The sequence below is a fragment of the Mycobacterium sp. 852002-50816_SCH5313054-b genome, from assembly GCF_001667185.1.
In the GTDB taxonomy this organism is placed as follows: domain Bacteria; phylum Actinomycetota; class Actinomycetes; order Mycobacteriales; family Mycobacteriaceae; genus Mycobacterium.
This window is the reverse complement of record NZ_LZIC01000068.1, coordinates 1-26,655: the sequence shown is the minus strand read 5'-3', so window position 1 is coordinate 26,655 and position 26,655 is coordinate 1. Positions and strand designations below refer to the sequence as shown.

The following is a 26,655-nucleotide window of genomic DNA, read 5'->3' as shown; positions in this document are numbered from 1 at the left end:
GGCGCCCGCCGCGGCTAATTGAAGGGAGGAGCCGTGTCGGCTGGACGGTGCGGCCGGACTGCATGGACTGAATGGGGAGGCCGACCATGGAACCGATATCGCCGACGGATGCGCTGTTTCTCATCGGCGAGTCACGCGAACATCCGATGCACGTGGGCTCGCTGCAGCTCTTCCAGCCGCCGGCGGATGCCGGTCCTCACTTCGTCCGCGAGTCCTACCAGGCGATGCTCGAGTGCACCGATGTTCAACCGACGTTCCGCAAACACCCGGCGTTCTTCGGCGGCCTCACCAACGTCGCGTGGTCGCTCGACAAGGACGTCGAGCTCGATTACCACCTCCGCCGCTCGGCGCTGCCCGAGCCGGGCCGGGTCCGCGACCTGCTGGAGCTGGCCTCGCGGCTGCACGGCAGCCTGCTCGACCGTCACCGCCCACTCTGGGAAGCCCATCTCGTCGAGGGACTGCAGGACGGGCGGTACGCCGTCTACACGAAGTACCACCACTCCCTGATGGACGGCGTGTCGGCGCTGCGGCTGGTGCAACGGGCGTTTACCTCAGACCCCGACGATGACGAGGTGCGCGTTCCGTGGGACCTGCCGCCGAGGAACAGCGGGAAACGCCACGGGCGCCAGAAACGGCCGTCGCTCCTTGACCGGGCCGGCCGGACCGCGGGGTCCGCGTTCGCGTTGGCCCCGTCAACAGTGCGGCTCGCGCGGGCCGCGCTGCTCGAACAACAACTGACCCTCCCGTTCCGGGCGCCGCGCAGCATGTTCAACGTGCGGATCGGCGGTGCCCGACGGGTGGCCGCACAGTCCTGGGCGCTGGACCGCATCAAGGCGGTCAAGTCGGCTGCCGGGGTCACCGTCAACGACGTGGTGCTCGCCATGTCCGCCGGGGCGCTGCGCGCCTACCTGGTCGAGCAGAACGCCTTGCCCGATGCTCCGCTGACCGCGATGGTTCCGGTCAACCTCCGCAAGGACGACGATGACCGTGGCGGCAACATGGTCGGCACGTTCCTGTGCAACCTGGCGACCGACCTCGACGACCCGGCGCAGCGGCTGGAGACCATCAGCTCGTCGATCCGCGACACGAAAGAGGTGTTCGCGCAACTGCCCCCGGTGCAACAGCTGGCCCTGTCGGCGTTCAACATCGGTGGGCTGTTCTTCGGGCTGATTCCCGGATATCTCTCGACGGCCTCGCCGCCGTTCAACGTCGTCATCTCGAACGTCTCGACCGGGCCGGCCGAGCCGTTGTACTGGCGTGGGGCCCGGCTGGATGGAAACTACCCGCTGTCGATCCCGCTCGACGGGCAGGCGGTCAACATCACCGTGACCAACAACGCCGACAACCTCGACTTCGGTCTGGTGGGCTGCCGTCGCAGCGTCCCGCACATGCAGCGGCTACTCGGTCATTTGGAGACGTCGCTGAAGGATCTGGAGCGCGCCTTCGTGGCATGAGATGACGCGGAACGAATCGGCACTCGGCCGCGTCATTCCAGATGCAAGCACAATCGGGCGCCGACCGAAGGGCCGCACAGATGTCACTCGCGAAAATGCTGGGCGGCTTTGCGGTTGCCGCCGGTTGCTGTGTGGCGGCAACCGCGCCGGCGCACGCCGACCCCGACGCAGTGGGCGCCGACCCGAACCCCTTCGGCACGCTGCGCTGTGGCTGCCCAGAGACGGCTCCGCCCGGCAGCGCGGAGCGCAGGGACGAGATAGCCCGGGGAATCCGGGAGGGCTTAGCTGCGTGGGTGCCCGGACTGCCGCCGCCCCGCATGTAAGCGTCAAACGTTGTTGTCTGCCAAGGCGATTGGGTCGACGGCGTAGTTCAGGCACACCGTAGTACCGCCGGGGCGGGCGTTGATGGTGCAGTGATCGGCCAGTGCGTGCATCAACATGATGCCGCGCGACGCACGAGGGTCGTTGGGTTTCTTCGGCGACGGCCGGTGCCACGTTCCGCGGTCCCTGACGCACACGCTGATCGATCGCGCGGCGGGATCGTAGCCGGCTTGGAGTTCCATGGTGCCGGCGCTGTGATGCGTGCGGTATGCATGTTCGACGCAATTCGCGAGCGCTTCGCCGGCGCCCAGGAGGATGTTGTCGCGAACATCTGCAGACACGTCGGTCGCCTCGCGCAACCAAACCCGCAGTGCACGACGCCATTCGGTTGCCGTCACGGCATCGGCTGCGCCGGCGCGGGCGAACCGCACCGGAGCGGCGACCATCAGCGAATCGGCGGTCATGAACTACGCATACCCAGTCGCCGCCCGGTCGATAGCCCGGGCCGTGTATCGCTTCGGCCACAGATTGCGCTCAGCTGAGATCTCGGATGCGGCACCATGATTCGCGGTGGACTGCCCCATCATGAGGCCTCCACGGCTGCGCGCTCTTCCTGCAGCCGGTCCTTGCTGCGCAGCAGCCGCAGCAGCGTCACGAGACCCAGTCCGCCCACGACATTGCCGATCGCCGTATAGGTGAACCACCCCAGCCAGTCGAGATAGCCGAACGGCGCCCGGCCCGTGACGAGCGCGCCGAAAATCAGCAGCGAGTCCAGGATCGAGTGGAACAGCTGCAGGCCGGCCAGTAGGAACGCCACGGCGACGGCGGCGGCGATCTTGCCGGGCACCGACTCGGTGCCCTGTTGCATCCGCGTCATCAACGTGATCGCCATGCCGCCCAAGACGGACAGCGCCAGCGTCTGGGCCGACATCGGCGCCGTGGCGAAGTGGGTGGCCGATTCGATCGTCTGGTCGTGCAGCTGGGGAAGCGCCGTCATGATCAGCCACATGATCACCCAGCCGCCGACGAGGTTGGCCAACAGTGTGCCGCCCCATAGCCTGAGCAACTGCAGGAGGCTGGCGCGCTTGGCGGCCACGGTGACCACGGGCACCAGGAAGCCCTCCGTGAACAACTCGCTGTGGCCCAGCAGCAGCGCCAGGAAGCCGATCGAGAACGCCAAACCCGCCAGCAGCGGCTGGTGGGTGGCGTGCAGCACCGACAGGTAGGCAAGCACGCCCAGCGCGACGTCGGTGCCGCCGAAGAAGCCGGTAACCAGCACACCGCGCCACGTGCGGTGCATACGCTGGGTGCCCTCGCTCAGCATCCTGCTGAAGGCGTCCTCGAGCTGGTCCTCGATCGGGCTGTCGTATTCGCCAAGCCGGCGTTGAATCGTCTCACTCATCCTGGGTCCTCACGGCCTGCCGTGAATACCCCTTCATCGAGGGGCCACGCCTGCGCCGACTGTGACGTCGGTTATAGGCGGTGGCGCGGCAACGGTTATTCGAGCACGAAGACCGGAATCTGCCTGGCCGTCTTCGTCTGATATTCGCCGTAAGGCGGGAAGGCTTCGACGGCCCGGCGCCACCACTGCTCCCGCTCAGCACCATCCAGTTCGCGCGCGGTGAGAGAGACCACCTTGTCGCCGTCCTGCACCGTCACCGCAGGGTTGGCCTTGACATTGAAGTACCACGAGGGGTGGGCCGGAGCGCCGCCCTTGGACGCCACCATGGCGTAGCGACCGTCCTTCTCGACGCGCATCAACGGCACGTACCGCCGCTTCCCGGACTTCGCCCCCGTGGTCGTCACCAAGACGACCGGCCGGTCGAGGATCTCGACCCCGTCGGTCGTACCTTGCTTCAGGATTTCTTCGGTCTGTTCGCGCACCCAGCCAGTGGGGCTCAGCTCGATCCCGTCAGTCATGGCCTTGCCAACACCACCGTGCGGCCTATCCATTCCCAGGTCGGTGCCACCGGCTATCCCGCGGCCCGGCGAACCAACGCCGGATAGTGGCAGGTGTGTCGGCTGCTGAGGTGTCGAGTGCGACGCCGGAAGTTCCGATGCTGGCGGTGACCGGGAAGGGAACCGCAGCGATGGCCTGGCGTAGCCGCTCGGCTGCAAACTCGGCGGAAATCTACGATGTCATCGACGCGGCAACACCGGGGTCAGCAGTTCTCCGTTGGCGAGGTAATTGTCGAGGTTGCGGATCGCCAGCAACGCCATTGCCCGACGGGTCCGCGCCGTCGCGCTGCCGATGTGCGGGAACAACACCACGTTGTCCATACCCAACAGCTCGGCGGGGACCTGAGGTTCGTCGACGAAGACGTCCAGCCCCGCTCCGGCCAGCGCGCCCCCCGCGAGCAACTCCACCAGCGCCTCCTGGTCGACGACGCTGCCACGCGCGATGTTGATCAGGTAGCCCTCGGGACCCAACGCCTCGAGGACCGCGCGATCGACCAGCTTGCGCGTCCCCTGGTCACCCGTCGTGGCGACCACCAGGACATCCACGGACGCGGCCAGCTCCGCCGGCGACTCCGCATAGCGGTACGGACAACCCTCGACCGGGTGGCGGTTGTGGTAGGCGATGGCACAGTCGAAGCCGAGCAGTCTGGTCGCGATCGCCGAGCCGATCCGGCCCAATCCCAAGATCCCGACCTGCAGGCCGCTGACATCCCTGGCGTAGGGAAAGCGGCCGTCGCGCCCCCATCGCCCGGCCCGCACGTAGCGGTCGGCGGCGCCAAAACGGCGCAGCGTCATGAGGATCAGGCCCAGTGCCGTATCCGCGACGGTGTCCGACAGCACGTCGGGGGTGTTGCTCACGCCGATGCCGCGGCGTTTGGCCGCGTGCAGGTCGATCGAGTCCACCCCCGCCCCGTAGTTGATGATCGCCTCCAGGTTGGGCAGCGCCCCGATGATGTCGGCGTCGACGCCGGGCGGGCCGGAGGTCACCACCACGCGGACGTCGGTCGCGCGCTCGGCCAGGAACGGGGCGCGCTCCCGACCGTGGGGAAGCGATGGGGCTTCGTAGCGCAGGGCCAGCTCCTCGGCAAAAGTGGGCTCGAAGTTGCCGACCCGCAGCACCGCGTTGGTCTTGTTCACCGTCACGCGTCCATCATCGCCGGGCGGCTCGCGGCACAACCTATCGAGCCTGCGCTCAGCACCTCGAAACTGCGCTCAGCGTCGCAAAGGGAGCCGATATGCGCTCTGGTCGCAGTTTCGACGCTGCGACCGTGAGAAGTGCCCGCCTCGGCTACTCCGGCCGCTTGGGCGGAAACTCGGCGCGGTTGGCGATGGCGTCGCGGTAGGCGTACACCCGATTCGGGATCGTGCTCAGCACCGCGATGGTGCGGCCGCCCTTGCCGTACGCGGCGAGGAACTCCCACGCGTCGGGATCGCCCTCGACGATGTCGACCGCATCGTAATCGGTTGGCACCCCGAGCATTTGCACCTTGACGTCATACTGATCGGACCAGAAGTACGGCAGCTCGTCGTAGGTCTCGGCCCGGTCGGGGCCCGCCAACAGCGTCCTGGCCGCCGCCTCACCCTGGCGCCCGGCGTCATCCCAGTGCTCGGTGCGCAGGTGCCGCTCGTAGAGCGGGTGCCACCAGCGCGCGACGTCACCGGCGGCGACGACGGCGGCGTCCCCGGTCTCGCCCTCCACCGCGCCCGTGCCGTCGCAGACCACCCCGTCGTCCACGCGCAACCCCGACCCGTCCAGCCAGTCGGTCACGGGGGTGACGCCCAGGCCGACGATGACGGCGTCGGCCGGAATCCGCGAACCATCGGTAAGCCGAACCGCCTCCACGCGACCGTTGCCGATGAACGAGTCGACGCCCACCCCGACCCGCACATCCACGCCGTGCTGACGGTGCAAATCGGCCCAGCGGGGCGCCAGCTCCTTGCCCAAAGCGGCCAGCAGCGGGCTTGTTGCCTTCTCGATCAGCACGACCTCCAGCCCGGTCGACCGGCAGCTCGCCGCCACCTCGGCGCCGATGAATCCGCCGCCGACCACGACGACTCGCGGTCGCGACCCGAGTCGTTCCCGGATGGCCAGGCAGTCGTCGACGGTGCGGAGCATCAGCACCCCATCCGGGACAGCAGCGCCCGGCCATTGGCGCGGCGTCGCGCCGCTGGCGATCACCAGCCCATCGAATTGCAGTGCCAGATCCTGGCTTTCGTCGCGCAGGTGGACCGTGCGCGACGACAGATCCAGCTTGATCGCCGACGCGCCGCGCAGTACCCGCGCATCCATGTCGAATTGCGGCGCAAGGTCGACGCCGGCCCGGTGCACCTGGCCGGTGAGCAGTTTCTTGGACAGCGGCGGCCGGTGGTAGGGGGCGTGCCGCTCGGCGCCCACGATCGTGAGACCCCCGTCGTAGCCATCCTGGCGCAGGGCCTCGGCGGCACGTGTCCCGGCCACGCCCTCGCCGACGACGACAACCTCCCTTAGCTGACGGCTCGGCATCGGATCACTCCTTCACCGTGATCGCCTGGGTGGGACACGACACCTCGGCGCCGATCAACTGCTGGCGCAACTCCTCGGACGGCTCCTCCTGCAGCACGTGCAGCCCGTCCTCTCGTACGTCGAACACCTCGTGGCAGATGCTCATGCAGACGCCGTTGCCGTCGCAGGTGTCCAGATCCACCGAAACCTTCATCGAACCTCCGCCTTTCGTGCGCCGTTGCGGGAAGTCTCGATCCCTCGAGTTTGATCCGGTGACTTCTCTTTCGACCCCGCTCGCTCGCGGGCGGCTTTCGCCACCGGCGAATAGTTCAGGTAGTCGACCGCCATCTGGGTGGACCCCTCGTCGTTCGGATGATGGCTGGGCCGCATGTACCGGACGGGCGTCGTCACGAGGAGCTTCCACGGGCCCGGTATCCGGTACTCGCGAGCGGCCGCCAGCCAGTCCCGCCAGCGCCACTTTTGATCGGTGGTCGGGTCTTGGGCCATCAGATAACGCGCACCCGCGACCCACCAGCCGATGAACAGCGGCGAGACGAACAGCATCGAGAACGCCCGAATCGAGTAGCTCCCGGACACGTGCTGGTAGACGTCATACACCAGCGAGCGGTGCTCGACCTCCTCGGCGCCGTGCCAGCGCAACAGATCGAGCATCATGGGGTCGGCCTTGGCGTAATCCAGGCCGCGGTTCGTCAGCACCCACTGGCCCAGCATCGCCGTGTAATGCTCCAGCGCGGCCACATCGGCCAGCCGCCGATACAGCCACCACCGCTTCATGGCCGGCGGAAACCACTTGGGCGGGTCGCCCAACGTGATCGACAACAGCCTCCCGAGCCGATCGGTGTACGGCTTGGTGTCGATGCCCTGCTCGGCGAGGTGGTCGAGCACCACCTGGTGCGCCCACGCGTGCCAGGACTCCTGCTGGATGAACGGCTTGATCGCCGCCTCCAGCTCCGGGTCATCGACCAGCGACGACGCTTCGAGGACCGCCTTGATGAAATGCCGCTCCCCCTCGGGCAGCAGCAGGTGCAGGACATTGATCATGTGGGTCGAGAACGGGTCGCCGGGCACCCAGTGCAGCGGCGTTTCCGACCAGTCGAAACGGACCATCCGGCGGTACTTCGGATGTCCCTCGTGGTGAAGTTGGACCTCGGGCATCAGATGCTCCTCCCGCCGACGGGCCGTGCGCCGTCGGCCTCCCCTTATTCGAATTGCGGGAGCGGTCGATCCAAGGGCGGAACGCAGGCCGCCAACTTCGCGACCGTCCAAACGGCCGGGTACCCACACCTCCGCCCGGTCATGCGTACCGGCGGTACCGGGTTCCCTGGCAGTTCGCTGTGAACGCGTGTTTACTGGGTTGATTGCGTGGCGCGGAAGCAATCGGGGCGTGACTCGGTTGCACGCTCAATGCGCATTGGTGTGGTGTTCCCGCAGACCGAGCTTGGTGGAGACCCCGCAGTCGTGCGTGCCTACGGGCAGCGCGTCGAGGAACTGGGCTTCACCCACATCCTGGCCTACGACCACGTCGTGGGCGCCGACCCGAAGGTGCACAAGGGCTGGCAGGGCCCCTACGACATCGACACCACATTCCATGAGCCGTTCGTGATGTTCGGCTACCTGGCCGCGGTCACCTCGCTCGAGCTGGTCACCGGCGTCATCATCCTGCCGCAGCGCCAGTCGGTGTTGGTGGCCAAGCAGGCCGCCGAGGTCGATCTGCTTACCAACGGGCGATTTCGGCTCGGTATCGGGTTGGGGTGGAACGCCGTCGAGTACGAGGCGCTGGGCGAGAAGTTCAGCAACCGTGGCAAGCGCTCCGAGGAGCAGGTGGAGGTCATGCGCAAGCTGTGGACCGAACGCTCGGTCACCTTCGACGGGAAGTACCACACGGTGAGCGCTGCCGGCCTGGCCCCGATGCCCATCCAGCGGCCGATCCCGGTGTGGTTCGGCGCCGCTTCCGACCGCGCCTACGAACGCGCAGGACGGCTCGGCGACGGCTGGTTCCCGATGATGGAGCCCGGTCCAGGACTCGACTACGCGCGTTCGCAGGTGGAGGGAGCAGCGGCGGCCGCGGGCCGCGACGTCGACGGGCTCGGGATGGAGGGGCGGGTCAGCTGGGCCGGCGACCCCGATAAGGCCGCCGCCGACATCGCCGCCTGGGGGGCCGCCGGGGCCACTCACCTCTCGGTGAACACCATGAGCGCCGGTCTGGCGACCGTCGACGACCACCTCGCCGCGTTGGAGCGCGTCGCCGCCGACCTGAGGTAGCGCGGGTTTCGGTCGGTCAGCCGGTGCGGTCGGACCACCCTGGGGGCAGGTCGTGGGGAGCGGTGTCGATGACGGTCTCGTCGTCGACACCGACGTACTCGAACAGGGTGATGTAGGCGAATTCGGGGACTTCGTAGATGGGGTAGGTGGGCCCCTCGTCGCGGTAGGCCCGCATCTGATCCAGGTGCTCGTTTTGGAAGCACACGGTGCGCTCACCGTGCATGCGGATCCACTGCGGGAAGAAGATCACGCCGTGCAGGCGCCGCTTGCCGGGCAGGATGTTGACGGACACGCAGGTCCCGGTCGGCTCGGTCCAGGAGACCTTGTAACTGTCTTCGTCGAGCTGGACGAGGTGGACCTGCTGGCCCTTGACCCACCGGCCCCCGACATGTCCGGAGTGGATGCGGTAGTCGATGGTGGTGGCGTTCTTGACGTACATCTCGTACTGCCACCCGTTGGCGTACGTGTAGATGAAGCGGCTTCCGACGATTCCCGAAAGATCTTGTGGCGGAATCGGGTTGGTGACGCTGGTCATTGCCATTCCTCCAGCCTATCGGCGAGTGGATCGGTTCTAGAAGACGGCGAACCAGATGGCGATGTATTGGCAGACGGCCGCGAGCGCCGTGCACGCGTGAAAGAACTCGTGGTACCCGAACGTCGTCGGCCAAGGGTCGGGCCAGCGCAGCCCATAGAACAGCGCACCGATGCTGTACAGGGCGCCGCCAGCGGCCAGCAGCACCGTCGCGGCCATTCCGGCGTTATGCAGGATCAACCCGGTGTACCAGACCGCCACCCAGCCGAGCAGCAGGTAGAGCGCCACACCCGCCCAGCGCGGAGCCGTCGGCCAGAACAGCGTCAGCGCGATTCCGGCCAGCGCCCCGCCCCAGACGATCGCGAGCACAACGTGCCCGGTCCCCCGGGGCATCGTCAACCTGGCGAAAGGCGTGTAGGTGCCGGCGATCAGCACGAAGATCATCGAGTGGTCCAGCCGCCGCATCCAGGTCCGGAAGACCGCCGACTCCCAGTGGACGCGGTGATAGATGGCGCTGACGGCAAACATCGCCACTATGGCGAGGGCGTATGTCAGCGTCGAGTGCCCGGCCCGCTTGGAGGCCTCCGCCCACGACACCACCACCAGCGGCGCACCCGCTACGAGGGCGGCGACGGCGCAGTATTGATGGATCCAGCCCCGCATGCGTGGCTTGGCCAGGACTCCGTCGACAACGGCGGCCGGTCCGCTCAACGTCCCTCCCACTCCCCTGCTCACATCGTTTCGCCACAGCCTGTGGAACCGCTATGGCGAATCTGTGCAGAGCGTGTACCGAGAGTCAGGGTCGGCGGCGACCTTCCGGTCCGCCACCGGCCGGTTTCGAATGATGCGATTCGGGAGATTCTCTGTGAAAAGCACGAGTCAGAGTTCTTGAGGAGATGTCGCGTGGATCAGCAAGTCAACGTTGACCCGCCGCCCGCGCCCGAAGACGCGAGGAAGGCGACCGCGGAGCAACGCAAACTGCAGGAAGAATTGGAACACCCAGGCGACGACCCGCAGGGGCCCGGTCTGCATCAGTCCCGGCACGACCTCCCCGACGAGAGCACGCGATAGAGCCGTTCCGTGCTGATCACTGGCCAGACCTGCTGGCGTGTCGAGTGCGCTGACCAGATGGGCGTGATCGTCGACGCCGCCGACTATTTCCGGCATGTGAAGGCGGCGATGCTGCGCGCCAAGCATCGAATCATGCTGGTCGGCTGGGACTTCGACACCAGGACGACATTTGAGCGGGGCGGCAAGAAGCTCGCCGGCCCCAATCAGTTGGGCGCCTTCCTCTACTGGCTGCTCTGGCGAAGGCCGGACCTCGAGATTCACGTGCTGAAGTCCAACCTGCGCCTGCTGCCGGTATTCGACGGCATCTGGTACGGCATCACCCCGGTGTCGGTGGTGAATCGGCTGAGCAGCAAGCGCTTGCGCTTGGCCATCGACGGGGCCCGGCCGACCGGCTCCGTCCATCACCAGAAGCTGGTGGTCGTCGACGACATCTTGGCGTTCTGCGGGGGCATCGACCTCACGCTGGATCGTTGGGATACCCCGGAACACAAGCATGACAACCGGTTTCGCCGCGCGCTTGGTCGCAGGTACGGTCCGCGGCACGAGGTCGCGACCGCGGTGGACGGCGCCTCGGCGACCGCGCTCGCCGAGGTCGCCCGGGATAGGTGGCGGACCGCGACCGGCCAGTCGCTGGACCCGATCGACGGCGCCCATGCCATTTGGCCGTCCGACCTGCAGCCGATCTTGCGCCGGGTCGACGTCGGCATCGCGCGCACGTTGCCCACGCTGAACGATCGGGACGAGGTTCGCGAGGTGGAGGCGCTCAACCTCGCGGCGATCGCCGCGGCGCGCCACACCATCTATTTGGAGAACCAGTATCTGGCCTCCCGGCGTGTGGTCGAGGCGCTGGCCGACCGGCTCAGAGAAGACGATGGTCCGCAGGTCGTCATCGTCCTTCCTCGAAGAGGGTTGAACCGCCTCGAGCGGGAAACGATGGACGGTGCGCGCCACCGGCTGATCCAAGAGCTGTGGGCCGCCGATGCGCACCGCCGGTTGGGCGTGTACTGGCCAGAGACCGACGGCGGGGCGCCCATCTACGTGCACTCGAAGGTCCTGATCGTCGACGACCGGTTGTTGCGCGTCGGTTCGTCGAATTTCAACAACCGGTCGTTGGGCTTCGACAGCGAGTGCGACCTCGCCATCGAGGCGGACCCCAATGCCGAAGCGCACGAACCCATCCGGCGGGCGATCACGTCGGTGCGGGCACAGCTCGTCGCTGAGCACCTGGGCGTGTCCGTCGACGAGTTCGGGAAGACCCTGCGGGAGGGTGGGACCTTCCTGCGGGCCGTCGAGACGCTTCGTGGGCAAGGCAAAACTCTGCGCCGGTTCACCAGCCGGATCGTGGCCGACGAGGATAGCCCGCTGGCCGAGAACGACTTGATGGATCCCGATCACGTTCCGCGATCGCTGACCCGCAGCATGCGGCGCTTAGCGGCAAGGCTGTCGCCCTGACGGCCTGTCGCGAAGAGGACATGGTCGTTCGGTCGATCGAACAGGACCGGCCGCCGCCGACCTTCTAGCCTCGTTGCGCGGATTCGCCCTGCGCACCAGGCTGTTCCGGCGCCCTCAGCGCCGGAAGACAACCCACCTCATCGCGCTGTACATGTACACGGCCTCACACCCGCCGGCCACCAGCCGCGACAACTGGTATTGCAGGCCAAGGGCGATCAACACGCTGGACACCCCGAGGATGAAAGCCAGGTAGTTGACGACGACGACCACGGCGTAGACCACAACCTGTGGTCCGACCGGAGCGTGGGACCGAAAGTTGAAGGTGCGGTTGAGTAGGTAGCTCAGGGCGAAGGCCGACGCGTACGCGATGGTGACCGCGACCGGAACCGGAAAGCCCAAACCACTGCGCAGACCCGTGAGGATCGCGAGATCAATACTGAACGTGACGCCGTTGATGAGGCAGAAGCCCAGGAACGTCGGGGCGATGACCGATCCGAGCCCCCACGGAAGCCGATCGACGATCGCCTCGCAGAACCGATGGAATCGCTCGACCGGCCGTGATCGGCTGGCACGCAATTCGGCTCGCACACGGGTACGGTCCCACGGCCAGGTATCCACCGTGTGATCAGTTGACCAACTCCCCGCGGAACATGGCGCGGAACCGCCGAAAGCCCAAAGAGCCCCTCGTTTCCGCGGTGCTCAGTAGCATACGACGAAGGCTTTGTCGTCTGCGCCGTTGAATTGTGCTGTCCAGGAGGGTCCGGGGGCGTCGAGAAATGGACTGGATCGGCGTTTGGTGGCGTCAACCCGACCACTACGACTGGCTGTCGGACTATCTCGCGGCGCGGGGATTGCAGCCGTTTGTCCGCTTCTTACTGGTCACGATCCTGGCGACGCTGGCCGTGGCGACCTTGCTGATGCTGAGCAGCCCGGCGGGGCCCCAGACATCCGCGCGGCGCGCCGTGGCGCTGGTGTTCATTGTGAGTCTGGTCGGAATGGCGCTGGTGTGGGCGCTGGCTTGGCCGACGCGCGTTCAATCCCAGCTGTTTTCGGCGGCGGGGACGCTCGGCATCGCCGTGACTTGCCTGATCGAGAGCGATCCGCGCAGCGGGTTGCTGGGGTGCGCGGCGTTCGGCGGCTTGGCGGGTTACGTCGCGTTCTTTCATTCGGCGCGTCTCCTGGTGCTCACGCTGGACGCCGCGTTGGCTACCGCGGCGGTGTGCGCCGTCCGGATCGCCGCGGCCGGTGACGCCTCGATGGCGGTGGCCAAATTGCTGGTGCTGAGTGCGGGCATTCTGGCCGTGCCGTTTTGCGGGCAGATCCTCGTGCACTGGCTGTCGGTCGACGCCCTGAAGTCCTCGACCGATCCGCTTACCGGCCTGCGCAACCGGCGGGGGTTTTATCGGTCGGCGTCCAGGTTGTTGTCGACGAATACCCGCGCCCCGTGTCTCAGTGTCTTGATGGTCGATCTCGATAACTTCAAGCGCATCAACGACACTTATGGTCACGCCACCGGGGACCGCATCTTGGTGGCCGTCGCCGACAACCTGCGGCGCATCAGCGACGGCACAACGGTGATCGCCCGGGTCGGTGGGGAGGAATTCTTGGTGGCCGAGACTATCGGCGCCCAGGATGCGATCCAGACCGCCGAGGCGATGCGCCTGGCAATCGCCGCTACGCCATGGGGTGTGACGGCCAGCTTGGGCGTCAGCAGCATCCAGCTGTCGCCGGAAGACGAACCCCTGGACCGGCAACTCGTCGAACATCTCGTGGAGGCCGCGGACTGCGCGATGTACGAAGCGAAACGCGCTGGGGGGAACCAGGTTCGGCATACCGACATTCCGGTACCGCCCAGTCGCTGAAGTCTAGTCGTGGTTGCAGGCCTCGCCCACGAGATTGATGGCGTGGTAGCTCTTGCCCCGGCTGCTCGCACCCGGGGCGGCGATGATCATCGCTGCGTCCACCGGTGTCGACCATGCGGTGTCGGCGCCGGTGAAACAGACGCTGGGAACCAGCAGAGTCGCGGTGACCGCCTTGTGGCCTTCGCCCTTGAGGTTGACCATGACGCAGCGGCCGTCAAGGTCGGGCACGTCGCCGGTACGGACGTCGCTTTGGTAGAAGTCCAGTGAGCGATGCCCGTCGGAATACCACAGGATCCGCTCCTTCTTGAGATCACCGAACGTGAAGTACGCGAGCGTTATGCCCCCTCCGGTCAGGTCGTATCGTAGGGCTTCCATCGCGGCCTTCGAGCTGCTCGCCGGCTCGATCACCGCGAACTTGGCTCCCGACATTTCGAGCAGCCCGACCAGATCGCCAAGCTTTCGTTGATACGCCGCGTCTGACAGGTCGTTCGAGTAGACGGTGTGCGCGCGAGTGCCGTCGGTAATGGTGGTCTTGTACTCGACGAGGTCGGCGCCACCCGGCTTGGTGATGGTGGCCGGCAAGCCGTAGAAGCTCATTTCGGTGACGGCAGCACCCATCCGGCGGCCGGAACCTTGCGGCATTCCCGCTATGTCGACGGGCCCGAGCCTCTCAGCGCGGCCTATCCAACCGCCGCACCGTTCGATCGTGACTTCCATCGCCGCCCTTTGTTCGCAGACTGCTACCGGACGCCAACAGCCTGTCAGCCGCCACGTCGCCCCACATGAGTAGTCGACTACTCAACTTGCCTGGCTGCCGACCGTCTGCGGCCTAACTCGTCTTTCGTTGCCCGGCATTTCCCACACGCATCAGCCGATCCCAGAAATCGTCGAGCTCGACGTGGACCGGCTGGCGAGGCCTACTCGGGTAAAACCGGGCCTTGTCGTAGGTCTCGGGGCAGGAGAATTTGTGGAGCTCTAAACAGCTTGAAGGCCAGCGCTTTTCGTACGTGCAATCGAGATCGACTACGAGCCGTGTTCGACGATCGATCGCAAAGCGATTGCCCTCGTAGCTTTCCGTCGTCGGCACCATCTCGGCATCGAACAATCCCCATCCGCCGTAAGCCGTCTTGAGCCAGACGGTCTCTTCACCGCAATGACCGCACGGCGCGATCGTTGACGGTTGTTCCCAGCACGACACAAGCCGAAGTGTAAAGAGCACCACCGACGGCGGCCGGTTGACACGCGAGGCCACGACGTTCAGGGCGAAATAAGCCGGCGAAGCGCATCGGCGTGTTTTGGTCTGGTTTCCGCACGTTAGTGTGCTTGGGTCGGCCTCATCGAAACAAGCCGATAGAAAAGTTGAGCAAACTGATGACCGCAGCTACAGCAGCGTCGGCGCTCGAATCGCGGGTCGGCCATTACTACCAGATGGATCGCACCTACGTGGTCGGCCGCGAGAAGGTCCGCGAATACGCCCGCGCAGTGCAGGACTATCACCCCGCGCACTGGGATGTCGACGCCGCCGCCGAGCTGGGCTACTCCGGCCTGGTGGCGCCGCTGACGTTCACGTCGGTCCCCGGCATGACCTGCAATCGCCGGATGTTCGAATCGGTGGTCGTCGGCTACGACACCTACCTGCAGACCGAAGAGGTCTTCGAGCAGCACCGCCCGATCGTGGCCGGCGACGAACTGCGCATCGACGTCGAACTGACCTCGGTGCGCAGGACCGCCGGCAGAGATTTCATCACCGTAACCAACACCTACACCGACACTGCCGGCGAACGCGTACACACCCTGCACACCACTGTCGTGGGCATCACGGCCGAAGATATCGATCCGGCGATCAAGTTGGTCGTGCCGAAAATCATGATGCACGACGTGGATCTCCTCGCGATCGCAGAATCAGCGACCGGGTACGAGAAGACGGTGCGCCCCGAGGGTGAGGTACGGATCGCCCGAGGCGGTACCACCCGAACGCCGGGGACGCCGTCCTTTGAGGACGTGCAGGTCGGCGACCAGCTCCCGGTGCACCACGCCCGACTGTCCCGCGGCGACCTGGTGAACTACGCCGGCGTGGCCGGCGACGCCAACCCCATCCACTGGGACGAGGAGATTGCCAAGCTGGCCGGGCTGCCCGACGTGATCGCCCACGGAATGCTCACCATGGGGTTGGGCGCCGGATTCGCCTCCGCATGGTCGGGCGACCCCGGTGCCGTTACCCGCTACACGGTGCGGCTGTCCCAGCCCGCGATCGTGTCGGCCGCCGAGGGCGCAGACATCGAGTACAGCGGCCGGATCAAGTCGCTGGACCCGGCGACCCGCAGCGGGGTCGTCATCGTCGGCGCGAAATCCGGCGATCAAAAGATCTTCGGCATGGCGACGTTGAACATCCGCTTCAGCTGAGCTGGCACGGTCTCATTCGGATCATGTTCACGAAGCACTTTCGATAAGGGTCCTCAGTGTCATGCCGATGGCATGCATTCCCGACAGCGCCGCGTCTCGGAGGTCAGGGTCCGAGGCATCCCAATTGGCGATCACCGCGTAGTCGAACCGGACGGAGTTTCGCCCGATGGTTCCAACATCTGCCCTGACTCCTGCGTCAGCACCAGTTTTGTTGCGAACAAAAAAGTTTCGGTCCGACGGCGCATGGGCCAGCGGATCAAGCCCGAATGCGGCCGCGACCATGGATAGGTCTACGCATGTTGCCAGCCAGGCGTTCACCTGTTCGGAAACCGTCGGAGATATCAGCTCTTTGCGGGCGAGCTGACTCACCAGACGCGACAACTCGGATGCTGAGCCGGTGGACAGTGTCGCCGGGCCAGCTGGGCCTCGGTGATCCCTGACGTAGTCAAGCAACGCTGTGTGGACCAGGCCGAGGGATTCGGCAAGGTTCCGAAGCTTGCCCAAGCCCACACGCTGCAGCAGGACATTTGTCGCCAAGTTGTCGCTGACGCTGGCGATCAGAACGCAGAGATCCTGGATAGCTAGTCTCCCGACGTCAAGGTGCTGCCAGATTCCCGAATCGGCGACCAGGAGCTCTGGATCCCGCTCGAGCAACGTAGCGCCACTGAGATCGCCCTCTGCGCATTGCCGTGCGACCTCGACGAGTAACAGCAGCTTGCCGACGCTCGCAGTCTTCATCTGACGATCGGCACTACTCCGGGCTATTTCGTGACCTGCGAAATCCCGAATGCAAACCGACCAACCGATGTTGGCGCTCGTGGCTACGACGTCGTCGATCGATCGCTGGAGCCACTCGAGCCCTTGAGGTGGTGGCGCGGGAATGTCTCTGGAAATCGTTGTCCTGACTAAGGGTCCGTCACCTCGCCATGTTGGCGAAGCGCGACAGATGCAACTGGTGCGCGACGGTCACCGTCTTGGTCGGGCCGTTGCGGTGTTTGGCGAGAATGAAATCCGCCTCTCCGCCGCGCGGATCGTCACGCTCGAATGCGTCCGGCCGGTTCAGCAGGATGACCATGTCCGCATCTTGTTCGAGGCTATTGTGAACGCTGATGCCGTTGGCGACGAAATTGTGTGTGCCGCTGACGGTTCCGTCATAAACGTCTTGGTCTCCGAGGCTGGTGATCTCGACAACCGTGTCCCAGTAGACGTGGTTGGTGGCCAGGTCATGAATATCAGCATCGCCGAGGAGCGCGGCTGCGCGATGCAGTCGCGACCTGCTCGGAGACTGCTTCCACAAGGTCGAGCCACAGAACTGGATACCCATAGCCGAAGCAAACTGGCGATGAGTCATCTCTTTGACAGCGAGAACCTCTCGGACCCGCGACCATATCTCCTTGGGCACGGTATCAAGGTTGGGATTACGCACCATGCCCTCGAGATGAGACAGGACCTCCTGTGCGGCTGCGGCTTTCACGCCGTGGACGCCGACATGACGAAGGAACCGCAACTGATTCTCCGCACCGTAGATGCACAGGTGCCACGAGTCTCGGTAGCCAAGCTTCCGCGCGAGCTTGATTCGCGGGAAGACGCCCATCCGCAACAGCAATTGGGCCACATCGTCGATGAGACGTCGGCTGGTCGATGCGTAATAAATCCGCCCCTGGCCGGCCTTGGCATCCCACCGGACCGATCCGTCGGTGGCCCACAGGTGACGCAGGAATAGCGCCACCTGCTCGTTAGGCGCACGGAAGACGACTTCTGGCACGAACTTCTCGTAACTGCGCTTGCCAAACAGGCCGAGCCTATCGAGCCAGGCGGCGATCGGGTTGCGCCGGCCGCGTGCCAGCCGCTCCGGCGACCGCAACCGCAGCGTGGTCACCCGCGCAGCGGGGTAATCGTCGCGGACCGCGGTCACGCCGAAGTGCGCCGCGGAGGCCGTGACCGCCACCAGATTCGCCTCGTCGATCGAGGCATAGCGAATCGGTTGCCGCTTCACGCATGACCCGTCGCCGATCATGTGGGCGAGCAGAATGACCTCCGACTCGTCCATCCGCTGCGTGTCGATGGGCTCGGGGACACGCCGAGGTGCCGCGATGCGATCACCGATCTTCAGCTCCTCCAACGGAGTCCAGCCGTCGAGCTTCATGAAAGGATGGTTGCCGGTCGCCTCGACCTCGCGGCCCGAGGCCAGCCGAAGCCGGAACACTTCCTTGTGGCCGCTCGGGAACACGTTCGTCATCGGCCGCGCGACCATCCGCAGCCGTTCGTCCAGCGACCACACCAGGGGCCGCTCGCCGGTACGCATGAGCTCACCAAACGTGACTTCGGCGCCGGTGTCGGCGCGCAAGATCCGCGTCGCCGCCGTAAGGCATCCCGATTCGCGAAGGTCGGCCAGCATCGGCTTCTTGTCGGTGCGTTGCTCGGGGCCCCGGTTGAGCTGGCTGATCGCCACCACCGGGACCTCAAGCTCTTTGGCCAAAAGTTTGAGATGCCTTGAGAATTCGGAGACTTCCACCTGCCGCGACTCGTGCTTCTTCCCCGACGTCATGAGCTGGAGGTAGTCGACCACGACCAGCTTGAGGTCGGCCTTCTGCTTCAGCCGGCGGGCCTTGGCGCGGATCTCCATCATGGTCAGGTTGGGCGAGTCGTCGATATACAGTGGCGCCTCGCTGATTTCGCTCATCCGCCGCGCCAACCGGGTCCAGTCGTCGTCGTTCATCCGACCCGAGCGCATGTCGGCGAGCTTGATCTTCGCCTCCGCCGACAGCAGCCGCATCACGATCTCGGACTTGCTCATCTCCAACGAGAAGATGACGCTGGCCATCCGGTGCCTGATCGAGCACGAGCGCATGAAGTCCAGCCCCAGCGTGGAGTTATGAGTCGGCACCATTCCCCGACCCGCCAGGTATAGGCGTGCGGCGTTGTCCACCTCGACACAGCGCACGGGAACGCTATCCACGCGGCGCACCGATTCGACCTGCAATACCGCGGCCAACACCGTCGTGCTCGCCCCGCGCTCGGCGGAGCGCATCGACGACCCGACCGTGGCGATGGTGTCCCAACCGCACCGCAACTGAGACGAGGTCCGGATGCCGCGGGTGGTAGGCCATTGGTGCTGAGCGTCGGCGACAACGACCGTCCCGTCCGAGAATTCGATCTCGTAGCACGGGTGGCCCATCATGACCTCGGTTGCGGCCACTACCCGCGTCGGCACTCCGTCGGCATCGAGCAACTTGTCACCGACCGCGACGTCGCCGATCGTGGTCCAGCCCGCCGGCGTGGGCAGCGGCGTATCCAGCGCGAGCGCTTTCCCAACCCCAGGTCGGGCCGCCACGATGATCATCTGCCCGGGATGCAGGCCGTTGGTCACCTCGTCGAGTTCGGTGAAGCCGGTCGGCACGCCGCGCGAGATACCACCGCTGGAGGCGATGGCGTCGATCTCGTCCATCGTCGGCTGCAGCAGGTCCTCGAGCGGGACGAAGTCCTCGGAGAGCCGGCGATCGGCGACGTCGTAGATCTCGGCCTGGGCGCGGTCGACGATCTCGGCCACGTCGGCGCCCTCCGCGCCCGCGTAGCCGTACTGCACCACCCGGGTCCCGGCCTCCACCAGCCGGCGCAGCAGCGCCTTCTCCGCGACGATGCCCGCGTAGTAGCCCGCGTTGGCGGCCGTGGGCACCGTCGAGATCAGGGTGTGCAGATACGGCGCGCCACCGATGCGGCGCAGCAACCCGCGGCGATCCAGCTCGGCGGCCACCGTCACGGCGTCGGCCGGCTCGCCGCGCCCGTAGAGATCGAGGATCGCATCGTAGATGTTCTGGTGCGCGGGGCGATAGAAGTCGCCGGGCCGCAGCCGCTCCAGCACGTCGGCGATGGCGTCCTTGCTCAACAACATGCCGCCCAGCACCGACTGCTCGGCGGCGAGATCCTGCGGGGGCTGCCGCCCGAACTCCTCGCTGGGAGGCGACGAATCCATGCCAGACGTCACGTCATCGACGACCGCCACGGACTCTCACCTCCCCTAGCACGAGTACCCGAACATACATTCGATAGCCGACGTTGTGAGCTTAAGTCAAGGCGCCGACACCCAACGACCACATGCACCGCTATCCGACCGCGCCCGGACGACCGTAAACGTTGCTGGCCAGTACTTAAAGGGGCCGTTGTTCATAACGCTGTGCATCGTGTGTGCATATCCTTCGACACCTGTGTTGAGCGGGGTGTGGAGAACCTGTGGATTAATTCGAGGCACTGTGACATCTCTGCTGATAAGGGTCGTACACCTCGCCCCGTTTCGTGTGGACAAGAATCTCTACGGCGTGTCGGCGCAGGTTACTGCGTCGGGCGTGTTGGCTTTCGGCCACATTTTCGCCGCGTTACGGGGTGGTTAATGACCCCCTGGGGCGAGGGGCTGGAATTAGTTCGCCAGGCGAGGGGCCCGGACTGACTTCCAAGTCAGGAGGAAGCGCGTGTCACGCGCGCAAAACCAGGCGGCGGCCCATCGATGGCCGCCGCTTGGAGAGAGCAAACGCTACTGAGTTAGCTGTCCGCGACAACGTCGACGGAAACCTCGACGTCGACCTCCGGGTGCAGGTGCACCGACACCCGATGCTCGCCGACGGCCTTGATGTGGGCCTTGGGCAACCGCACGGTCCGCTTGTCGAGGTTGGGCCCCCCGGCCTTCTTGATGGCCGCCACAATGTCGCCGGCGGTCACCGAGCCGAACAGCTTGCCCGAGTCACCCGCTGCGTTCACCGGCAACGTGACCGGGCCCAGCGCGTCGATCGCGGACTTGATCTCGTTGGCGTGCTCGAGGTCGCGCACCACCTTGGTCTCGCGGGCCCGCCGGATCTCGTCCGCCTGCTTCTGTGCGCCACGCGAGGCGAGGATCGCCAGGCCGCGCGGCAGCAGGAAGTTGCGGCCGTACCCGTCCTTCACTTCGACCGCGTCGCCGACGGTGCCGAGGTGGTCGACGTCGGCCGTCAGAATCAGCTTCATCGTTAACACTTTCCGTTCGTCTTTCGGCGACTAACGCGCCGAAGAGGTGAAGGGCAGCAGGGCCACCTCGCGGGCATTCTTGACCGCGGTCGCGATATCGCGCTGGTGCTGCACGCAGTTGCCGGTGACACGGCGCGCCCGGATCTTGCCGCGCTCACTGATGTAAGTGCGCAGCAGCGCGGTGTCCTTGTAGTCGATGGCTTGCTCTTTCTTCCCGCAGAAGACGCACTTGCGTGCCTTGACCGGCTTTTCCGGAGCCGGGCGCCGCTTGTTTGACTTGGCCATGTCTGTCTTTCTTTCCGTTTACTACTGGTCTGAAGTTTGGGGTTAGAACGGGGGCTCGTCGTCGCCGCCAGCGAATGACCCCGATGCCGGGGCGCTGCCCCACGGGTCGTCACCGGGTGCGCTGGCAGGTTGTTGTGCCGGGGCCGGCGCCGGGCGAGAGCCCCCACCCCCGCCAAAGCCGCCGCCACCGCCGCCGCTGCGGCTGGCCTTGTTGACCTTGGCGGTGGCGTACCGAAGCGACGGGCCGATCTCGTCGACCTCGACCTCGACAACGGTGCGCTTCTCGCCCTCACGCGTTTCGAAGGAACGTTGCTTGAGCCGCCCGGTGACGATCACGCGGGCGCCGCGCGTGAGGCTTTCCGCGACGTTCTCGGCGGCCTCCCGCCAGATGTTGCACCGCAAGAACAGCGCCTCGCCGTCCTTCCATTCCCCGCTCTGCCGGTCGTAGATCCGCGGCGTCGACGCTACGGTGAAGTTCGCCACGGCAGCACCCGAGGGAGTGAACCGCAGTTCGGGGTCCGCAGTCAGGTTGCCGACAACGGTGATAGTGGTGTCACCAGCCACAATTTCCTCCTCGGTCCGCCATCACAGATATGTTCCGGCTGAGCCTACGCAGCTCCGACGACACTCGGAACTCAGTGCTTGTCGGTGCGCATCACCTTGGTGCGCAGCACCGACTCGTTGAGGCTCAGCTGGCGGTCGAGCTCGGATACCGTCGCCGGCTCGGCCTTCAGGTCGACGACGACGTAGATGCCCTCGGCGTGCTTGGCGATCTCGTACGCCAACCGGCGCTTACCCCAGATGTCGACCTTGTCGACGCTTCCGCCGTCCTTGCGGACGACGTTGAGGAACGTCTCCAAGGACGGGGCAACGGTGCGTTCGTCGAGCGTGGGGTCAAGAATGACCATGATTTCGTAGGGACGCATGGAAACCTCACCACCTCCTCTGGTCTCGAGCGGCCACGGTCGATCCGTGGCAGGAGGGTCGCCTGCGTCGGCAACCGCACCAGGCTACCGGACGCGGGGCCGGCCCAGGAAATCCGCTTTACCGCCGGGCTTGGAGGTACTCGTTCGCCCGCGCCACGGTGGCCTCGTCGGCCTTGGCGAGCGCACCCGAATCGAACGGCGGCTGCGGGTCGTATTCGATGAGCAATTGGGCGGCCTGCGCGGCCTCGCGGTCGACCAGTAGCTCGACCAGCCGCAGGGCCATGTCGATGCCACTGGACACGCCCGCGGCGGTGATGAGGCGCTCGGGTAGGTGCTCGACGACGCGCGTCGGGACATAACGCGCGCCCAACTCGTTGAGCAGGTCCGCGCCCCGCCAGTGGGTCGTCGCGGTGAGCCCGTCGAGCAGGCCGGCGGCGGCCAGCAACAGTGCGCCGGTGCACACCGACGTGGTGAACGTGGTGTCGGGGTGCACCGATTGCAGCCACCCGCGGATGGCCTCTCCTCCCGCGTCGTGGATCAGCCGGCGGGTTCCGATGCCGCCGGGGACCACCACCACGTCGGGGGCCCCGACCTCGTCGAAGGTGGCGTCGCAGGCGACGCCGAGCATCCCGTTCTCGGTGCGCACCTCGCCCCGGCGGTGTCCGACGAACACGACTTCGATCGACGGAATCCGTTGCAGCACTTCGTAGGGGCCTACGGCGTCGAGCGCAGTGAACTGATCGAACAGCGGGATCGCGACGAGCGTCATGGCGCCACTCCGGCCGCTGCCTCGGTGTCGGTTTCGGCCACCGGCGCGTCCGCGCGCCGCGGCCCGGCGGGCCGCAGCCACTGCGGGAGCCAACCGGGCGGTGCGTCGGAGGCGCGGTCGAACGGGCCGCCCGCCGGATCGTCCAGGCGGCCGTCCCACCGCACCAGGTCCTCCTCGGGGCGATAGATCTGCCGGAGCACCAGCGCACACAGCGCCACAACCGCGATGTCGCGGACCAACACCGTGGTGGTGAAGAACTGCTCCGGAAGCCCACGGCTCGGGTTGCCGTACAGGTAATACATCCTCGGCACCCACACCAGCGCGTCAATCGTCATCCAGGCCAGCAGGATTCGGCGATGCGGCAACGCCAGGACCGCGAGCGGCACCAGCCAGAGCGAGAACTGGGGGCTCCACACCTTGTTGGTCAACAAGAAGGCGGCCACCACCAGGAACGTCAGCTGCGTCAGCCGCGGGCGCCGCGGAGCGGTGAGCGCGACGTACGCGATCGCCGCGCAGCACCCGATGAACGTCACCGCGACCACCGTGTTCAACACGGTCGGCGGCTGCCAGAAGCCCAGCTTGGGATCGAAACCCCGCCAGCCGGTGAACGATTTCACCACGTTGTACACGGAGTCCATGTCGTCGCCGCGTCGGGTGTTGAGCCGGAAGAACTCGGACCAGCCGCGCGGAAAGAGCACCAAGACGGGAAGATTCACCACCAGCCAGGTCGCCATCGCCGTGCCCGCGGTGCGCGCGAAGGCACCGAGGCGACCGGTGCGAACGCCGAGCACCAACATCGGCCCCAAAAAAAGTAAGGGATACAGCTTGGCAGCGGCGCCCAAGCCGATCAGCACACCGGCGAGCACCGGTTTGCGCCGGGCCCAGGCCAGCAGACCGCCCATCGCGAAGGCCGTTGCCAGGGCGTCGAAATTGGTGAAGATCTGAAAGATCACCAGCGGCGAGGCGGCCACCAGGGCGGCGTCCCAGATGCGCCGGCCCGACAGGCCCGCGGTCGCCCAGACGGTCCCCAACCAGGCCAAGGCCAACCCGAATGCCGCGACGTCGAAAAACATCACCACCTCGGCGACCACCGGCAGCGGGGCCACCTTGCTCAGCGCTGTGAAGGTCTTGGCCACCGCCATCGACACGTACTGGTAGACACCGGTCAGCACCGGATATTCCATGTATCGCAACGCGGGCTGCCCGTCGTAGCGGGTCTGCGGAGCGCCGCTGGCGTCGGTTTCGATCCAACTCGACTTGTACGGAAACTTGCCCTGGCTCAACAACTCCGCGCCGTAGAGCGGCACGGTGTCGGAGTAGCACAACTCGTAGTAGGCGCGTTGGTTCTCCCAGTTGGCGACCCGTTGATCGCCCGTCCCGGTGCCGGTGCTCTGCAGGCACGCCGCCTTGGTGGACCAGCCGAGCGCCAGGAACACGAGCGCGATCAGGAACATCACCCGCACCGGGGTCATTACCCGGGTTCGGCCGATCAGCGCGTGCCGGCCCACCGGGCCGCCGCCGGCCTCCGCCAGCGCCGCGCCCAGAAAGTCGGTGCGGCTTGGGCAATCGCGGTTGTCGACGCTGCGCAGATCGCCCGCCAACGGCTGCGGTGAGATGGTGGCCTGCTGCCGAGCGCCGGTCACGGCGGCGGCGGGGGCGCTTGCGGGCCGCCCGGTGGGACGCCGGGGAGTTGCGGCCCACCCGGCGCGGGGTAGCCCGGCTGTTCGCCGCCCGGCTGGTTGCCGCCGGGCGGCGGCGGCGCGTTGGTGATCGTGGTGGGCGGACCGACCGGGATGGTGATGCCCGGCGCCACCTCGATAGTCGGCTGTATGACGCTCACCTGCGGCGGCGCGGCCGGCGGCGGCGCCGCGGGCACGCCCGCGTAGCCACCGATCTCGCTCGGCTTGGGGAAGCTCTCGTTGGAGGTGCCCTTCAGGGCGCCATCCATGGTCGTCTTCCAAATGTCCGACGGCAGTCCGGAACCGTAAACCTCTGCGCCCGAGGCGGTTACGAGTGGCACGTTGTCTTGGACCGTGCCCACCCATACCGCGGTCGAGAGCGACGGGGTATAGCCGACCATCCAGGCATCCTTGTTGGCCTGGGTGTCACCCAGCTGTACCGTTCCCGTCTTGGCCGCCGACGCACGCCCACCGGCCAAACTGTGCCCGCGCGAATAGCCCGCGATCGGCTGCATCGCGGCCGTGACGTTGTCCGCGACGCCCTTGTCGATGCGGTTCTCGCCGCCGTTGTCGGAGTTGCCGGCGTCGAACAGCACCTGGCCCTCGGCGTTGACCACCTTTTGCACCAAATGCGGCCGGTGATAGACGCCGGACGCGGCCAGCGTGGCGTATGCCGAGGCCATGTCTATCGGCCGGGTTTGATACTGCCCCAGCACAATTCCGTTGTTCGGTGGGCCGCCCTTGCCGTCCTCGGACAGCGTGTGGGCGACGCCGGGGAAGCTCTTCGCGATACCGGCCTGGTGCGCAGCGTCGGCGACGGCCTGCGGTCCGCCCTTGAGCTTGAGCATCAGCCGGTAGTAGGCGGTGTTGAGTGAAAGCTTCAGCGCCTCGGCGATATTGCAGGTCCCACAGTTCTCGCCGTCGACGTTGGTGATCTTGATGCCGTCAACGGTGAGCGGTGAACTGTCGACCTGGTAGCCCAGGCCTATGCCCTGTTGCAGCGCCGCAACCAACGCGAACACCTTGAACGACGATCCGGTCTGCAGGCCGGCCTGAGCGAAGTCGAAGCCGTTGGCGTCGGAGCCGCCGTAGTAGGCGCGTATCGCGCCGTTGTGCGGGTCGATCGAAACCACGGCGGACCGCATATCGGGGTCCTGCCCGTCGAGGTACTTCGATATCGACTTTTCGGCCGCCTGCTGGGCCTTCGGATCGATCGTCGTCGTGACCTGCAGGCCCTGAGTATTCAGCGTCTGCTCATCGATGTTGAAGAGCTCCATCAGCTCTTTGGTCACCTGGCGCTCGATCAGCCCGTTGGGCCCGGTGGTCTGGTACTGCGCGCGGGCCTGCTCGGGCGGCAGAGTCGCCGGGAACACCTGTGCGGCACGATCGCTCGGCGACAGCGCCTTGGTTTCCACCATCCCGTCGAGCACCCAGTTCCAACGCTCCGCGGCGCCCTTCGGGTCCACGGCCGGATCCAGCGACGACGGCCGCCGGATCAGGGCCGCCAGCAGCGCCCCCTCCGACACGGTCAGCTGATCGACCGGCTTGTCGAAGTAGGCCTTGGACGCGGCCGAAATCCCGTAGGCGCCCCGGCCGAAGTAGATGATGTTCAGATAGGCCTGCAGGACATCGTCTTTGGACCACTCCCCCGCCATCTTGGTGGCGATCACCAATTCCTTGGCCTTGCGCATCAGGCCGCTGAGCCCGTGCTGCGCCGAACCGACGAGGGCGTTCTTCACATACTGCTGGGTGATCGTCGATCCGCCCTGCAGGTCGCCGCCGCCGAACAGGTCGTTGTTCACCGCACGCGCGAAACCGCTGAACGAAATGCCGGGGTTCGAATAGAAGTTGCGGTCCTCCGCGGCGATCACCGCCTGGCGCACATGGACGGGCACCTGGCTGATGTTGACGTCGACCCGATTGCCTTCGGGCGGAACAATTTTCGCGATCTCCGAGCCGTCGCTGGCCAGGATCGTCGACACCTGATTGGTGCGGATGTTGCCCGGCTTGGGGACGTCGACGATGAAGTACGCCATCGCGAAGGTGACGATCGGCAGCAGCACCAGCGCCGCCAACGTGAGGTAGGCCGCGCGTCGCACCCACAGCCAGTTGATCTGATCGACCCAGCTCCAGTCGATCCCCGGCCGGGGCGCTCGCCCGCGGGCACCCCCGGACCCGGCGG

Annotated in this window: 28 protein-coding genes; 7 read left to right on the top strand and 21 right to left on the bottom strand. The window is 66.3% G+C overall.

The window, feature by feature from the left end; translation table 11 throughout:
- The first annotated feature begins 86 nt into the window (after positions 1-86).
- Both A5787_RS14445 and A5787_RS26730 read left to right on the top strand, forming a co-directional pair.
- The gene (locus tag A5787_RS14445; RefSeq protein WP_066967899.1) at positions 87-1,454 is read left to right on the top strand and encodes a wax ester/triacylglycerol synthase family O-acyltransferase; all 1,368 of its coding nucleotides are present in this window, start codon (positions 87-89) and stop codon (positions 1,452-1,454) included.
- An 80-nt stretch (positions 1,455-1,534) separates the two neighbouring features.
- Positions 1,535-1,777, top strand: coding sequence for a hypothetical protein (locus A5787_RS26730; RefSeq protein WP_082977236.1), 243 nt, complete (start codon positions 1,535-1,537; stop codon positions 1,775-1,777).
- A 3-nt stretch (positions 1,778-1,780) separates the two neighbouring features.
- Here the strand turns inward: A5787_RS26730 and A5787_RS14440 are convergent, their stop codons facing one another.
- From A5787_RS14440 to A5787_RS14410, 7 genes are all read right to left on the bottom strand, one after another.
- A complete protein-coding gene (locus tag A5787_RS14440) occupies positions 1,781-2,206 on the bottom strand; it encodes an ATP-binding protein (protein WP_066968144.1) in 426 nt (141 codons plus the stop codon).
- Between the two features lie 152 nt (positions 2,207-2,358).
- A complete protein-coding gene (locus tag A5787_RS14435; protein WP_066967897.1) occupies positions 2,359-3,177 on the bottom strand; it encodes a formate/nitrite transporter family protein in 819 nt (272 codons plus the stop codon).
- A 95-nt stretch (positions 3,178-3,272) separates the two neighbouring features.
- Positions 3,273-3,695: a nitroreductase family deazaflavin-dependent oxidoreductase gene (locus tag A5787_RS14430; RefSeq protein ID WP_066967894.1), complete on the bottom strand. Its 423-nt coding sequence runs from the start codon at positions 3,693-3,695 to the stop codon at positions 3,273-3,275.
- Positions 3,696-3,914: 219 nt separating this feature from the next.
- Positions 3,915-4,877: a 2-hydroxyacid dehydrogenase gene (locus A5787_RS14425; protein WP_066967891.1), complete on the bottom strand. Its 963-nt coding sequence runs from the start codon at positions 4,875-4,877 to the stop codon at positions 3,915-3,917.
- Positions 4,878-5,022: 145 nt separating this feature from the next.
- Positions 5,023-6,237: an NAD(P)/FAD-dependent oxidoreductase gene (locus A5787_RS14420; protein ID WP_066967888.1), complete on the bottom strand. Its 1,215-nt coding sequence runs from the start codon at positions 6,235-6,237 to the stop codon at positions 5,023-5,025.
- A gap of 4 nt (positions 6,238-6,241) precedes the next feature.
- Entirely contained in the window at positions 6,242-6,430 is a 189-nt protein-coding gene (locus tag A5787_RS14415; protein WP_066935522.1) for a ferredoxin, read from the bottom strand.
- A complete protein-coding gene (locus tag A5787_RS14410) occupies positions 6,427-7,392 on the bottom strand; it encodes a metal-dependent hydrolase (protein WP_082977221.1) in 966 nt (321 codons plus the stop codon). Before A5787_RS14410 ends, A5787_RS14415 begins: the two co-directional genes overlap by 4 nt.
- A 249-nt stretch (positions 7,393-7,641) precedes the next feature.
- On the opposite strand from A5787_RS14410, the gene A5787_RS14405 reads away from it, so the two are divergent.
- Complete coding sequence (locus A5787_RS14405) at positions 7,642-8,499, top strand: LLM class F420-dependent oxidoreductase (protein WP_066967885.1); 858 nt, start codon at positions 7,642-7,644, stop codon at positions 8,497-8,499.
- A gap of 16 nt (positions 8,500-8,515) precedes the next feature.
- Here the strand turns inward: A5787_RS14405 and A5787_RS14400 are convergent, their stop codons facing one another.
- Both A5787_RS14400 and A5787_RS14395 read right to left on the bottom strand, forming a co-directional pair.
- Positions 8,516-9,034 carry a phenolic acid decarboxylase gene (locus A5787_RS14400; protein ID WP_066967882.1) on the bottom strand — a complete coding sequence of 173 codons (519 nt, stop codon included), beginning with the start codon at positions 9,032-9,034 and terminating at the stop codon, positions 8,516-8,518.
- Positions 9,035-9,070: 36 nt separating this feature from the next.
- Entirely contained in the window at positions 9,071-9,694 is a 624-nt protein-coding gene (locus A5787_RS14395; protein ID WP_082977220.1) for a hemolysin III family protein, read from the bottom strand.
- A gap of 240 nt (positions 9,695-9,934) precedes the next feature.
- Between A5787_RS14395 and A5787_RS27745 the strand changes: the two genes are divergently transcribed.
- Positions 9,935-10,102, top strand: a complete 168-nt coding sequence (locus A5787_RS27745; RefSeq protein ID WP_197507135.1) for a hypothetical protein — start codon at positions 9,935-9,937, stop codon at positions 10,100-10,102.
- Between the two features lie 57 nt (positions 10,103-10,159).
- Positions 10,160-11,554 carry a phospholipase D-like domain-containing protein gene (locus A5787_RS14390; protein WP_082977219.1) on the top strand — a complete coding sequence of 465 codons (1,395 nt, stop codon included), beginning with the start codon at positions 10,160-10,162 and terminating at the stop codon, positions 11,552-11,554.
- A gap of 114 nt (positions 11,555-11,668) precedes the next feature.
- Here the strand turns inward: A5787_RS14390 and A5787_RS14385 are convergent, their stop codons facing one another.
- Complete coding sequence (locus A5787_RS14385) at positions 11,669-12,142, bottom strand: GtrA family protein (protein WP_066967875.1); 474 nt, start codon at positions 12,140-12,142, stop codon at positions 11,669-11,671.
- 188 nt (positions 12,143-12,330) lie between these two features.
- On the opposite strand from A5787_RS14385, the gene A5787_RS14380 reads away from it, so the two are divergent.
- The gene (locus A5787_RS14380) at positions 12,331-13,416 is read left to right on the top strand and encodes a diguanylate cyclase (RefSeq protein WP_066967872.1); all 1,086 of its coding nucleotides are present in this window, start codon (positions 12,331-12,333) and stop codon (positions 13,414-13,416) included.
- A 3-nt stretch (positions 13,417-13,419) separates the two neighbouring features.
- On the opposite strand, the gene A5787_RS14375 is transcribed toward A5787_RS14380, so the two are convergent.
- Positions 13,420-14,034: a hypothetical protein gene (locus A5787_RS14375; RefSeq protein ID WP_066967869.1), complete on the bottom strand. Its 615-nt coding sequence runs from the start codon at positions 14,032-14,034 to the stop codon at positions 13,420-13,422.
- A 211-nt stretch (positions 14,035-14,245) separates the two neighbouring features.
- Positions 14,246-14,614, bottom strand: coding sequence for a hypothetical protein (locus tag A5787_RS26725; protein ID WP_231993985.1), 369 nt, complete (start codon positions 14,612-14,614; stop codon positions 14,246-14,248).
- A gap of 173 nt (positions 14,615-14,787) precedes the next feature.
- On the opposite strand from A5787_RS26725, the gene A5787_RS14370 reads away from it, so the two are divergent.
- Positions 14,788-15,819, top strand: coding sequence for a fused (3R)-hydroxyacyl-ACP dehydratase subunits HadA/HadB (locus A5787_RS14370; RefSeq protein ID WP_066968141.1), 1,032 nt, complete (start codon positions 14,788-14,790; stop codon positions 15,817-15,819).
- A gap of 27 nt (positions 15,820-15,846) precedes the next feature.
- Here the strand turns inward: A5787_RS14370 and A5787_RS14365 are convergent, their stop codons facing one another.
- The 9 genes from A5787_RS14365 to A5787_RS14325 all read right to left on the bottom strand — a co-directional run.
- Entirely contained in the window at positions 15,847-16,608 is a 762-nt protein-coding gene (locus A5787_RS14365) for a serine hydrolase (protein WP_369829117.1), read from the bottom strand.
- A 127-nt stretch (positions 16,609-16,735) separates the two neighbouring features.
- The gene (locus A5787_RS14360; protein ID WP_082977217.1) at positions 16,736-19,822 is read right to left on the bottom strand and encodes a replicative DNA helicase; all 3,087 of its coding nucleotides are present in this window, start codon (positions 19,820-19,822) and stop codon (positions 16,736-16,738) included.
- 533 nt (positions 19,823-20,355) lie between these two features.
- Complete coding sequence (rplI, locus tag A5787_RS14355) at positions 20,356-20,814, bottom strand: 50S ribosomal protein L9 (RefSeq protein WP_066967860.1); 459 nt, start codon at positions 20,812-20,814, stop codon at positions 20,356-20,358.
- Positions 20,815-20,844: 30 nt separating this feature from the next.
- Positions 20,845-21,099 carry a 30S ribosomal protein S18 gene (rpsR, locus tag A5787_RS14350; protein WP_066967857.1) on the bottom strand — a complete coding sequence of 85 codons (255 nt, stop codon included), beginning with the start codon at positions 21,097-21,099 and terminating at the stop codon, positions 20,845-20,847.
- A 42-nt stretch (positions 21,100-21,141) separates the two neighbouring features.
- Positions 21,142-21,663 (bottom strand): single-stranded DNA-binding protein, encoded by a 522-nt coding sequence (locus tag A5787_RS14345; protein ID WP_066967853.1) that lies wholly within the window; start codon positions 21,661-21,663, stop codon positions 21,142-21,144.
- A 71-nt stretch (positions 21,664-21,734) separates the two neighbouring features.
- On the bottom strand, positions 21,735-22,025 hold the full coding sequence (rpsF, locus tag A5787_RS14340; protein WP_061557737.1) for a 30S ribosomal protein S6: 291 nt from the start codon (positions 22,023-22,025) through the stop codon (positions 21,735-21,737).
- Between the two features lie 118 nt (positions 22,026-22,143).
- The gene (locus tag A5787_RS14335) at positions 22,144-22,794 is read right to left on the bottom strand and encodes a DJ-1/PfpI family protein (protein ID WP_066967850.1); all 651 of its coding nucleotides are present in this window, start codon (positions 22,792-22,794) and stop codon (positions 22,144-22,146) included.
- Entirely contained in the window at positions 22,791-24,437 is a 1,647-nt protein-coding gene (locus A5787_RS14330; RefSeq protein ID WP_066967848.1) for a glycosyltransferase family 87 protein, read from the bottom strand. The genes A5787_RS14335 and A5787_RS14330 overlap by 4 nt, the downstream gene beginning before the upstream one ends.
- The coding region (locus A5787_RS14325) for a transglycosylase domain-containing protein (RefSeq protein ID WP_156763948.1) at positions 24,434-26,655 on the bottom strand (2,222 nt) is incomplete at its 5' end. The genes A5787_RS14325 and A5787_RS14330, both read right to left, overlap by 4 nt.